Source organism: Vibrio sp. PID23_8, assembly GCF_003584965.1.
Lineage (GTDB): Bacteria > Pseudomonadota > Gammaproteobacteria > Enterobacterales > Vibrionaceae > Vibrio.
In genome coordinates this window covers 638,802-650,622 of the sequence record NZ_LIXE01000001.1, presented here as the reverse complement: position 1 = coordinate 650,622, position 11,821 = coordinate 638,802, and the positions used below count along the sequence as shown (strand labels likewise).

Annotated in this window: 11 protein-coding genes and 1 pseudogene; 8 read left to right on the top strand and 4 right to left on the bottom strand. The window is 44.7% G+C overall.

The window, feature by feature from the left end; genetic code table 11:
• Nucleotides 1-67: 67 nt before the first annotated feature.
• The 3 genes from AK966_RS03000 to AK966_RS02990 form a co-directional block, all read right to left on the bottom strand.
• Complete coding sequence (locus AK966_RS03000; RefSeq protein WP_172438157.1) at nucleotides 68-946, bottom strand: U32 family peptidase; 879 nt, start codon at nucleotides 944-946, stop codon at nucleotides 68-70.
• Nucleotides 947-966: 20 nt separating this feature from the next.
• Nucleotides 967-1,980, bottom strand: coding sequence for a peptidase U32 family protein (locus tag AK966_RS02995; RefSeq protein ID WP_099080191.1), 1,014 nt, complete (start codon nucleotides 1,978-1,980; stop codon nucleotides 967-969).
• Nucleotides 1,981-2,219: 239 nt separating this feature from the next.
• Entirely contained in the window at nucleotides 2,220-4,259 is a 2,040-nt protein-coding gene (locus tag AK966_RS02990; RefSeq protein WP_119463511.1) for a bifunctional diguanylate cyclase/phosphodiesterase, read from the bottom strand.
• A gap of 417 nt (nucleotides 4,260-4,676) precedes the next feature.
• Here AK966_RS02990 and AK966_RS02985 point away from each other — a divergent pair, with 417 nt between their 5' ends.
• Both AK966_RS02985 and AK966_RS02980 read left to right on the top strand, forming a co-directional pair.
• The gene (locus AK966_RS02985; RefSeq protein WP_182852562.1) at nucleotides 4,677-5,204 is read left to right on the top strand and encodes an SCP2 domain-containing protein; all 528 of its coding nucleotides are present in this window, start codon (nucleotides 4,677-4,679) and stop codon (nucleotides 5,202-5,204) included.
• On the top strand, nucleotides 5,188-5,691 hold the full coding sequence (locus tag AK966_RS02980) for a GNAT family N-acetyltransferase (RefSeq protein WP_099080194.1): 504 nt from the start codon (nucleotides 5,188-5,190) through the stop codon (nucleotides 5,689-5,691). The genes AK966_RS02985 and AK966_RS02980 overlap by 17 nt, the downstream gene beginning before the upstream one ends.
• A gap of 73 nt (nucleotides 5,692-5,764) precedes the next feature.
• Here AK966_RS02980 and AK966_RS20050 read toward each other — a convergent pair.
• Nucleotides 5,765-6,221: pseudogene (locus AK966_RS20050) on the bottom strand (hypothetical protein).
• A gap of 63 nt (nucleotides 6,222-6,284) precedes the next feature.
• Between AK966_RS20050 and AK966_RS02970 the strand changes: the two are divergent.
• The 6 genes from AK966_RS02970 (at nucleotide 6,285) to AK966_RS02950 (ending at nucleotide 11,385) form a co-directional block, all read left to right on the top strand.
• The gene (locus tag AK966_RS02970; RefSeq protein WP_099080195.1) at nucleotides 6,285-6,683 is read left to right on the top strand and encodes a DNA polymerase III subunit psi; all 399 of its coding nucleotides are present in this window, start codon (nucleotides 6,285-6,287) and stop codon (nucleotides 6,681-6,683) included.
• 12 nt (nucleotides 6,684-6,695) lie between these two features.
• Nucleotides 6,696-7,151 carry a ribosomal protein S18-alanine N-acetyltransferase gene (gene rimI / locus AK966_RS02965; RefSeq protein WP_099080196.1) on the top strand — a complete coding sequence of 152 codons (456 nt, stop codon included), beginning with the start codon at nucleotides 6,696-6,698 and terminating at the stop codon, nucleotides 7,149-7,151.
• A gap of 129 nt (nucleotides 7,152-7,280) precedes the next feature.
• On the top strand, nucleotides 7,281-8,870 hold the full coding sequence (gene prfC / locus AK966_RS02960) for a peptide chain release factor 3 (protein WP_099080197.1): 1,590 nt from the start codon (nucleotides 7,281-7,283) through the stop codon (nucleotides 8,868-8,870).
• A 102-nt stretch (nucleotides 8,871-8,972) separates the two neighbouring features.
• On the top strand, nucleotides 8,973-9,137 hold the full coding sequence (locus AK966_RS19865; RefSeq protein ID WP_172438154.1) for a DUF5363 family protein: 165 nt from the start codon (nucleotides 8,973-8,975) through the stop codon (nucleotides 9,135-9,137).
• Nucleotides 9,124-9,897, top strand: a complete 774-nt coding sequence (locus AK966_RS02955; protein WP_119463509.1) for a TatD family hydrolase — start codon at nucleotides 9,124-9,126, stop codon at nucleotides 9,895-9,897. Before AK966_RS19865 ends, AK966_RS02955 begins: the two co-directional genes overlap by 14 nt.
• 204 nt (nucleotides 9,898-10,101) lie before the next feature.
• The gene (locus AK966_RS02950) at nucleotides 10,102-11,385 is read left to right on the top strand and encodes a NupC/NupG family nucleoside CNT transporter (protein ID WP_099080199.1); all 1,284 of its coding nucleotides are present in this window, start codon (nucleotides 10,102-10,104) and stop codon (nucleotides 11,383-11,385) included.
• The last annotated feature ends 436 nt before the right edge of the window (nucleotides 11,386-11,821 follow it).

The following is an 11,821-nucleotide window of genomic DNA, read 5'->3' as shown; positions in this document are numbered from 1 at the left end:
AAAAGACAAATTAAAAAGCGAGGGTAGTGCCTCGCTTTTTAATTGCTTTGAAACTAGTGGAAAGTGTTTAGATGTTTTTCACTTCTAAACCAGCAAGTTGATGCCAGTAACCGTTACATTGGCGATCTTGGATCTTACCTGGATTAGTGCCTTTCTCATTTGAACGGAAATGGTCCAGTTCAGAGAAGGTGCTGATGCCCAGTGGACTTAGACGAACCACATCAACCAACCCTTCCATGCTTGGTAGATCGTTGATTAGGTTGTAGCAGTAACCAGATTGAGTTTGGATGCCGTTCAAGTTAAAGACCTCCTGACCCTCTTGGCTGCTTACTTGGATGCCCGTTGGGTATTTAATACAGCAGGTTTCGCAATCATCTTTGGCTTTGTTTTCTGCACGAGCGGTAAAGCAGCGAGCTGAGTAAGCCAGTGGCAAGTAACCGTGGCTGAACACTTCCACTTCAAACTTACTGCGAATACCTAACTCATCGCATTGTGTTAGCGTGTTGCTCAACCATTCACGTGATAGCTCAACTGGCATGCACCAGCGAGTCATGCCTTGCTTTAAGAACACATTCAGCGTATGCGCATTGTACGTGTTCACCGCAGGGCCAACGATAAAAGGCACTTTGTGCTCAGAAGCCAATTGAACCGCAGAGACGTCATTTGCTTCAATCGCGAAGTCACCGTTGTCGATGTACTTCTTCATGATGTTGACTTCACTTGGTGCTTCTAGCAGAGCCATGGTTGATAGCACCACTTGTTTACCGGAAGCAGACAGCTCCTTCGCGATATCAAACCAGTGTGTAGGTTTCATTTCACGTCGCTTTGAACACACCGTTTCACCAAGGTAGATGATGTCAGCTGAGCTTGATTTCGCTTGCTGGTAAAATGCTTCTACATCTTGTCTTGGCCAAAAGTACAACAGTGGGCCAAGTGCGTATTTCATTGAATTATCCATCTTAACCTCTATTGCCATTTACGGTGGTAAGCACCTAAGGTGGTTTGTGTACCTTCAGACACGTTTGCTAGTGCCGCATCCCAAGCCGCTTCTACTTGATAGGCTTCAGGGTTTGCTTGGTAACGATCAATCGCGGCTCGCCATGTGCGTGTTACTTGCTCTACATAAGCAGGGCTGCGCTGACGACCTTCGATTTTCACCGATGCAACATTGGCCGCAAACAGTTCAGGTAGCATAGAAAGGGTGTTCAAGCTGGTTGGCTCTTCTAGTGCATGATAGCGTTTTTTTTCGCCTTCAATTTCAGCATCAAAACGACCCTTACAAAGAGTAGGGTAGCCGGCATTTTCACCTGCGCTGTAGCGATCAATAAGAATATCATTCAAGCGCGACTCTAGACCTTGTTCTGTTTCTTGCCAGCGAACGTATTTCGCGGGAGAACAAGCGCCAACGGTGTTTGGTGATTCACCTGTCATGTATGACGATAGGTAACAGCGTCCCTCAGACATGATACAAAGGCTGCCAAAAGCGAATACCTCTAGCTCGACGTCACTAGTGATGTTACGCGATAGTTGTTTCACTTGGTGGATCGACAGTACACGAGGCAGTACGACTCGTTTAACGTTGAAGTTCTGTTTGTAGAAATCGATAGCCGCAACGTTGGTTGCTGATGCTTGTACCGAAAGGTGTAGTTCAAGCTCTGGATATTTGCGAGCAGCATACTCAAGTACCGCAATGTCAGCGACAATCAGTGCGTCTACACCAAGGGCTGCAGCGTTATCTACCGCATTTGTCCAACGCTCAAATCCATTTGGGTGAGCAAACGTATTGAGTGCAACATGGATCTTTTTGTTGCGGTCGTGGACGTATTGCACCGCTTTTTCAAGTTTTTTGCCGTTAAAGTTAAGACCAGCAAAGTGACGAGCGTTTGTATCGTCTTTGAAGCCGATGTATACAGCATCTGCACCGCAATCAATCGCGGTTTTTAACGCAGGCAAGTTACCCGCAGGGCACAAGAGTTCCATATGCTCACAATCATAGAGAATAAAAAGATGGTCGCATTTTATGAAGAATTATGAATAGCGAAATTGACCTAAGTTAGGTTTAGCTCAATAAAGTTGAGATTTATCTCTTAAGTAACGTCGAGAGGCTTGGCTTCGGGAGTCAGAGTTGGCATGTATGATAGGCAACACTTCGAATATTTAGTGGTTGTAGTTTTATCGATACGTTTCCCCCATGAGAGTCAGGGGGGGGAAAGTGCGCATTATTTTTTGTGGCGACGGTTTTGTACGAACAGTTCTTCGACTTCGTGCTTCGGTTGAGGACGATAGAAATGAAAGCCTTGAATCGAGTTACATTGCAAGTTGGATAACAGGGTCGCTTGCTGGTGTGTTTCTACGCCCTCTGCGACGACCGTTAAATCGAGCGATTTACCTAGGTTGATGATGTTTTCAATAACAGTCACCTGTTTTGACAAGATATCAATGTCGCTGATAAAGGCTCGGTCTATTTTTAGCTCATCGATTGGAAAGCGTGCCAAATAAGAGAGGGAAGAGTAGCCTGTACCAAAGTCGTCAATAGAAAGGTTGAAGCCGAGTTTCTTTATTGCGTTTAGCATTTGCAGTGTGTGTTGACTGTCACTCATCACCGCACTTTCGGTTAGCTCGAAAGTAATGCAGCTTGGATCGAGCTCGGTAGTGCGCAGTAGCTTTTCCATGTAGTCAATGAGCTGAGGATTGCCAAATTGTTCAGGAGAAAGGTTAATTGCCACACGTCCTGGCAGGATACCCTGTAGCTTCCAACGCTTGACAGTATTAAATACATCACGCATGACCACTTTACCAAGGTGCTCGATCAAGCCGGCACGTTCGGCTACAGGGATAAACGCCCCTGGACTGATGTAACCCTCGACAGGGTGCTTCCAGCGCACTAAGGCTTCCGCTCCGTTAATGCTGAAGTCGCGAGCATTTACTTTTGGTTGATACCAGACTTCCAATCCGTGTTGTTGCAATGCTTTTTGCAGCTCAATTTCCAACCACAAACGCATGCGCGCTTCTTTATTCATCTGATCGTTAAACTTGATCAGGCGGTTGCGGCCGCGATCCTTGGCTTCATACATTGCCGTATCGGCATTTTGCAGGAGGATTCGTGCGTCTTGGCCATCTTCTGGATAACGCACACTCCCAATTGAACAAGCAAGACGTTTACTGAAGTGGTGTAGATCAAATGGCTGGTTGATCAAAGAGATGATGCGCTCGGAAAGGCTCTCTGCCATACGGGTATTTTCTGGTTCTGGCAAAATAATACCGAATTCGTCTCCCCCAAGGTGGCCAATGATTACTTGGCTTGGTAATGAGTGCTTAAGACGAGCGGATACCTCCTGAATGACTTTATCACCAATGTGATGGCCAAGTGAGTCATTGATGTTTTTGAAGTTATCGATGTCAAGATAAAACACCAATAGTGGCGTGCGCCTGTTAATCAGTTGCTCAAGACGTTTGGTAAACCCCAAGCGGTTGTATAGCTTGGTCAGAGAGTCAATGTGAGCATCTTCAGCGGAGCCTGAAGAAAGCGTTTTTGGTGTGTCGTCGGCATCCTGGATAAGGATTATTTGGGATTCACTGCCAAGAACAGCGGTGGTGTCAGCATGCAGGCGTACCTTTCGCTCAAATCCACATCTTGCACTGGTTAAACAGGCAAACGGTTTTTCAGACAGGAGTGAACTGATGCGATGACTAAAAACTTTCTTGCTGTTTTCATCGATGAATAGACGAGACAGCTCTTCTCCGAGCAATTCATGTGGCGAGTTTAGACCAAGTAAGCGAGACGATGCGGGGTTGGCAGAAATGATGATGTCATTTTCAACCAATAACAAACCATCAGGTAAAAGCTGAGTAAGCTTGGAAAATTTGCTTTCTGACTCTTCTAAAGAACGAACAAGAATGTGTTTTTCAGAAGTATCAATGGCATGAAATACCACGAATCGGGTTTCATTCCCTTCTTTAATCGGAGAAAGACTAAAATGTAAGTTAGTCTCTAAGCCCGTTTCATCTAGGGTTATTTCTGCTTCTACATGATCGCCTTTGAAAGCGCGTTGATAGTAAGGAGCAAGCTTGTTATAGAATAAGTCACCTAGAACTTGGCTATCGTTAAGACCAATGATTTCGCTATGGCCTAAGCCCGCAATGTCACAATAGCGCTCACTTACCATTCGATAACTGTGTTTCTTGTCAAGAATGGCAAAAAAGAAAGGACTATTTGAGGTTAGCGTTGCAAACCAATGTTGTAATTGCTGGGAAGGCATTAGGGGGTTACCGATCTCCAATGAGCCAGATTATTCGTCCGTGTAATAAAAACGCTATCGTGATAACTATAACTTTGAAGCTACCGTTATTAAAGAATTTATCAATGTCTTAGCATCGATAATACAGCGAAGGTCAAAAAAATGACGCATTTGTTTGAGACATGGCGGATTTATGCCCAGATAACCACTTTTCACTTGATTCTGAAAGAATGTTCTTGTGTATATGTGCCATGGTGCGACGATTTGTCTTTTAAAATCAATACTACCCATTAAGCTAGCCAGTTAAGACAACGTTATGCATTTTGGGCTTGAAAGTCACGGAGTATAAACAAACTGTTTTCTTGATAAATGACAGGTACAGGTATTACTCTATTGCGTAAAATAGACAACCTTATGACAAAGTAACGGATAATTAGCGTGTTAAACAAGATTCGCAGTCAACTAGTAAACAACGCAGCATCAATTTTGCGATCTCCAGTCCAGTTATTACCACAAGCTGTTCAGAAAAAAGCCTTGTTAGAAGGGCTGAAAATGGTGTTCAAGGAAGCGTTAGAAGATGGCGACTTTGAATTCCTTGAAGATAAGTGGTTAAAAGTTGCGATTAAAGACTTGAACTTAGCATGGTACATCAGCTACCAGGACGGAAAGTTAGTGGTTGCGGAGAAACCAGTTCAGGAAGACGTTAGCTTTAGTGGTCACCTTAATGATTTGGTGTTGATTGCTGGCCGTAAAGAAGATCCTGACACGCTGTTCTTTCAACGCCGCCTTTCTATTGAAGGCGATACTGAGCTTGGTTTGGAAGTAAAAAACTTAATGGACAGTGTCGATTTAGAGCAGTTGCCAAAAGCGATGCAGGTTGCATTGAGTCAACTAGCGGACTTTGTTCAAAAAGGGGTTCAAGAGCTAGCACAAGAAACCGGAGTGACGAATGCTTATTCGAACTGAAGCGCCCGCAGACATTCTCAAGATTGACGGCCTATTGAAGCACGCATTTCCGACGGAGGCCGAAGCCAATTTGGTGATGCGTTTACGTGAAAATGGCAAGCTTACTCTGTCGCTCGTAGCGTGTACGGATGATGGTGAAGTGATCGGACATGCTCTATTTAGCCCAGTAACTTTGAACGGCGAAGATTTATCATGGCAAGGTCTAGCACCGTTAAGCGTACATGAAGATTACCGTCGCCAAGGCATTGCTTCTGAGTTAATTAAGGAAGGTTTTGAATTTTTGCGTGATTTCGGTTACCCAGTTTGTGTCGTATTGGGGGCGCCGGATTACTACGCGCGTCAAGGTTTTAAAGCCGGTGAAGAGATGGGCTTTGACTGCGCATGGGAAGTGCCCCAAGGAGCATTCCGCGTAGCAGAATTGGTGGAAGGTCAGTGCGATGGACGTTCTGGGCGCATCGATTATGCACCAGAATTTTCTGAGCTATAACCATTGAGATTGAATGACAAAGCCCGCTGTAAAAAGCGGGCTTTGTTTTTATGAAGTGACGAAGAAAAATGATTTAATCTTGTTCTTGGACGCGCTTTTTGCCCCAAATTTCGATTTTTGCTTTTTTACTTACACTGGCCACATGAGTACCATGTTGCCCTAACCATTGTATGCCATACCAAGACGTTTGAGTTTGACATTTTCAGAACCTGGTAGAGTCTAAGCTCGTGTTGACATGCCTTTGGTTAACGTACTCGTCATGGTCTTAAGTTCTTTCTCGCTACCATCGGTCATGGTGATTTTCATGTTTTTGAAGTTCACCTTGCCTGAGTGCACTTAATTTTAATTTTGATTTTGCTAAACTGGCGGTTTTTCAATAAACCGTTCGGTTCTACGGTATCAGTCTCGGGTTTGGAAGTTAACGGTTTTTGATCGATAAGTTGCCAGTTATCATGGCTGCTCTTAGCAAAGGTAACAAAGCTGGTGGCCGAGATTAGCAGTGCAATAGGGATTGATTGGAAAAGCTTCATAACACCTCTGACTTTACCTGCGATTATTTGGTAGCATTGCCTCGTTCAATTAGGTGACAAAAAATGTCAATAAACGAGAAACAGTATTTAAATGAAATGGGGATCAGCACATGGGAGTTGATCCATCCAGATAGGTTGGAAAACTATCAAGTGCCAATGTTACGTTTGCAAAGTTCTTGTAAACTCCTATTGGTTTCACCAATGTGTCCAGAAAATGAGACAGCATTGATGTTTGAGCGGGTGCTAAAAAGCATCAAGCTCACACTTGATGATGCGCTGCATCTAGAGCCAGAGCGTTTATCATCATTGGGTGAACATGAGTTGGATTGGGTGTGGTTTGCTGGCTGTGAAGCCGATACGAGTATTAATGCTAAGCAGCTGACTTCGCCGCTATTAAAAGACATTGATGGTAACAACGAACAGCGCCGCGCCTTATGGCAGCAGATTTGTTCATATTCTTAATGGAGCAAACGCGTGACGATTGAAATTACGCCGATGAGTGCTGAACACTTAGATCAAGTATGGCAAATTGAACAACAGGCCCATTCTCACCCTTGGGCAGAATCGATCGTTCGTGACTTGTCTAGCCGAGGTGCATGTCATCATGTGATGACCAACGCCGACGAGGTTGTGGGTTATTTCTATGGGCAGAACATTGTCGGTGAAGTGACGCTACTTAATATTGCCGTTGCACCGAGCCAGCAAGGCAAAGGATTGGGTCAAAAGTTGCTTGACGCATTTCTAGGTTACTGTGAGCAAGCCAAAGCAGAGAGTGCTTGGCTAGAAGTTCGTGAAAGTAATTTGCCAGCGATTCATATTTATGAGCAAGCCGGTTTTAATGAAGTGGATCGCCGTTACAACTATTACCCAGCTAAAACCGGTAATGGCAAAGAAGATGCAATCATCATGAGCTACCTGTTCTTTTATTAATTACTGTCGCTCAAACCTCAAGGAAAGTTGCCCCTAGCGCAATAATAGGGGACAATACCGCGTAATATTGAATCAAAAAAGCTTGTTCGAGATTCGGGTAAGCAATAGACATCAAAGAAGACGATTTTCATGTCAAATACACCTTTTCTAGGCGAAGTTTCTAAGCGTAGAACGTTCGCTATTATTTCTCACCCGGATGCGGGTAAAACCACCATTACAGAAAAAGTACTGTTATTCGGAAACGCAATCCAAAAAGCCGGCACGGTTAAAGGTCGTGGTAACGCACAACACGCAAAATCAGACTGGATGGAAATGGAAAAGGAACGTGGTATCTCGGTAACCACTTCTGTGATGCAGTTCCCTTACAATGATTGTCTGGTAAACCTACTGGATACGCCAGGACACGAAGATTTCTCGGAAGATACGTACCGTACACTAACGGCGGTTGACTCATGTCTGATGGTGATTGATGCAGCGAAAGGTGTCGAGGATCGTACTCGCAAACTGATGGAAGTGACGCGTCTACGTGATACACCAATCGTCACCTTCATGAACAAACTTGACCGTGATGTTCGTGATCCAATGGAAGTATTGGACGAAGTAGAAAACGAACTGGGCATGATGTGTGCACCAATTACATGGCCAATCGGTTGTGGTAAAGAGTTTAAAGGTGTTTACCACATTCACCGCGATGAGACGATTCTGTACGAATCTGGTCATGGTCATGAGATCCAAGAAGTTCGCATCATCAAAGGTCTGGACAACCCTGAACTTGATGAAAAAGTAGGTGAAAGCCTAGCGGCAAGTGTTCGTGAAGAACTTGAACTTGTGATGGGCGCTTGCCCTGAGTTTGATCACGAAGCATTCCTTGTCGGTGAGTTAACGCCAGTTTACTTCGGTACGGCTTTGGGCAACTTCGGTGTTGATCACATGCTAGATGGCCTGACTGAATGGGCGCCAGCGCCGAAAACTCGTCAAGCGGTTGAGCGTGATGTTGAAGCGACCGAAGAGAAATTCTCTGGTTTCGTATTCAAAATCCAGGCAAACATGGATCCAAAACACCGCGACCGTATTGCCTTCATGCGTATTGTATCAGGCACGTACACGCAAGGTATGAAGATGAACCACGTTCGTCTTGGCAAGCAAGTGAGCATTTCTGACGCGGTAACCTTTATGGCGGGTGACCGCTCACGTGCGGAAAATGCTTACGCGGGTGATATTATCGGTCTACATAACCACGGTACAATCCAAATTGGTGACACTTTCACTCAAGGTGAGTCGCTGAAGTTCTCTGGTATTCCAAACTTTGCTCCAGAGTTGTTCCGTCGTATTCGTCTAAAAGATCCATTGAAGCAGAAACAGCTGCTAAAAGGTCTGGTTCAGTTATCTGAAGAGGGGGCGGTACAGGTATTCCGTCCGCTACAAAATAACGATCTGATCGTTGGTGCGGTCGGTGTACTTCAGTTTGACGTGGTTGTGGCTCGTTTGAAGTCAGAATACAACGTTGAAGCGATCTATGAAGGGGTTAACGTTGCAACTGCGCGTTGGGTTGAGTGTGGTGATGCGAAGAAACTGGATGAGTTCCAACGTAAGAACCAAGCGAACCTAGCGCTAGATGGCGGTGATAACCTAACGTACATTGCCCCAACGATGGTTAACTTGAACCTTGCTCAAGAACGTTTTCCTGATGTCGATTTCCGTGCAACGCGTGAGCACTAATCGCATCTAAGCCGCTCTACATTGAGCACTGGATTATAGGCCGCCGTTAGCTATACACTTAGCTAACGGCGGCTTTTTATTTGGTGTACAGAAAGGTGTGAAATGAATTGGTTTAAGAAAGGACTCAAACGTTACGACGATTGGTGTAAAGAGATGGGACTAACACCAGATCAAAGGCGCAGTTGTGTACCGTATAAACCAGACCCTGCTCATGACGCTTCTTCTAATAAAGAAGAACAAGAGAAGCCGAATAATGAAACTGTTTGATACCCATTGTCACTTCGATTTTGATGTGTTCCAAGACGATTTTGCCCATCAGTTTGAGCTTGCTCGTGAGCAAGGTATAGAACGTATCTTGATCCCTTCAGTAGGACCAAGCAATTGGTCTCGCATTCAAACTATAGCCAGCCAATACCCGGGTCTTTACTACGCTTTGGGTTTTCATCCTTACTTTCTTCAGCCTGATTTTGATCAACACGTCGCTGAATTGGAACGGCAGTTGTCACAAGCGGGTAAGCACTGTGTGGCAATTGGTGAGTGTGGTTTAGATTTTTCCATCAATGTTCCTGTAGCACTTCAAGAACGAGCCCTTGAGTTGCAGTTTGAACTTGCGCGAAAATTCAAACTGCCCGTTATTCTTCACTGTCGTAAAGCGCACAATCGACTCGTTCAAATGGTCAAAACGGCAAAACTGCCTAAAGGTGGCGTGTTACATGCGTTTTCTGGTAGCTATCAACAAGCGATGGAATGGGTTCGATTAGGCTTTTTCATTGGGGTGGGCGGCACAATTACTTACCCAAGAGCGAACAAAACGCGCGACGCGATTCAAAGACTATCTCTTGAACATCTGGTTTTAGAAACGGACGCGCCGGATATGCCCATACTTGGATATCAAGGGAAGCCCAACCACCCAAGTAAACTTATTCATGTGTTGAATGAACTTGCGCTTTTGCATTCACAGCAATGGCAAACGATTGCGTGCCAGATGTGGGAAAATAGCAATTCAGTATTCTCAATATGTGAATAAAATCGAAATATGCTGTTTAAAATAGAAAACGTTTTCCTTCCTATTGTGACATGCCTCACAAATGAGGGTGAATCCATGATGAATCTTATAGGAAAGTGTGAAGGTGGCATTACTTTAATTGATGCTGCATGAGTATAATTGCCCCCGCTTTATAGCTCCATTTTGTAACACGCCAATAAATAACTTATAAGGAAGTCATAAACTATGAGCCTGTTTATGAGCCTAGTCGGTATGGTAGTGCTTCTTGCTATTGCATTTGCATTTTCTAATAACCGTAAAGCTATCAATCTAAGAACTGTGGGTGGCGCATTTGCTATCCAATTCGCATTAGGTGCATTTGTTCTTTATGTACCTTGGGGCCGTGATCTACTAAACGGTTTCTCTACTGGTGTTTCTAACGTTATCAACTACGGTAACAATGGTTCATCATTCCTATTCGGTGGTCTTGTTTCTGACAAGATGTTCGAAGTGTTCGGTGGCGGCGGTTTCATCTTCGCATTCCGCGTTCTTCCTACTCTGATCTTCTTCTCAGCACTGATTTCTGTTCTTTACTACATTGGCGCAATGCAGTGGGTTATCAAGATTCTTGGTGGTGCACTACAAAAAGCGCTCGGTACTTCTCGTGCGGAATCAATGTCAGCGGCTGCTAACATTTTCGTAGGTCAAACTGAAGCACCGCTAGTTGTTCGCCCATTCGTTCCAAAAATGACTCAATCTGAGCTATTCGCAGTAATGTGTGGTGGTCTAGCCTCTGTTGCTGGTGGTGTACTAGCAGGTTACGCATCAATGGGTGTTCCACTAGAATACCTAGTAGCAGCATCATTCATGGCAGCACCAGGTGGTCTACTGTTCGCTAAGATTCTTCACCCAGAGACTGACAAGCCTCGCGAAGATTTCGAAGAAGCAATGGACGGTGGCGATGATAAACCAGCTAACGTAATCGACGCAGCAGCAGGCGGTGCGGCTTCTGGTCTACAACTTGCGCTAAACGTAGGTGCAATGCTAATCGCTTTCGTTGGTCTGATTGCTCTTATCAACGGTATGCTAGGTGGCATTGGTGGTTGGTTCGGTATGCCTGAACTCACTCTAGAGCTAATCCTAGGTTACGCGTTCTCTCCACTAGCATTCCTAATCGGTGTTCCATGGGACGAAGCAGTTGTTGCTGGTTCATTCATCGGTCAGAAACTCGTTATCAACGAATTCGTTGCGTACTTGAACTTCACTCCTTACCTAGGTGAAGGCGCTCAAGTGGTTGCGGCAACGGGTGAAGTAATGTCTGAGAAGACAACGGCTATCATCTCATTCGCACTATGTGGCTTCGCGAACCTTTCTTCTATCGCGATCCTACTTGGTGGTCTAGGTAGCCTTGCACCAAACCGTCGCAGCGATATCGCTCGCATGGGTATTAAAGCCGTTCTTGCTGGTACGTTGTCTAACCTAATGGCAGCGACGATTGCAGGCTTCTGCCTTAGCCTTGCAGCACTTTAATTAGAATCGGTTCTTAATATATAGACGCCGTTTTAAATCATGCCCTGTAGCAAGAAATTGCTGCGGGGCATTTTTCGTTTTTGGCCCAAAAAAATTTAACCGCATGTAGGACGACGAGAGTCGCTTACGCAGTCGGTGGAATAGGGGTTGGAAAATTTTGAGATACAAACCGTTTGCGCTCTATTTGGTGCTACAGTTTTGCGGTGAAACTCTATAATGTAGTAATTACAAAGTCGTGGTTATGATTATCAAATAATCACTGAGTGAATAGTACATACTCAATGGGCAAATGAATTGCCCTTCATGTTACATCTTACAAGCGTTTTTCTTTGTGATGTGATATTAAAGACACCGCAATCATAGATTGTTGTGCCATAGGCCAAACTGGTACTGTGCGGTGACAAGGATAGCAATTGGCATATGAATTTTTCGCTGA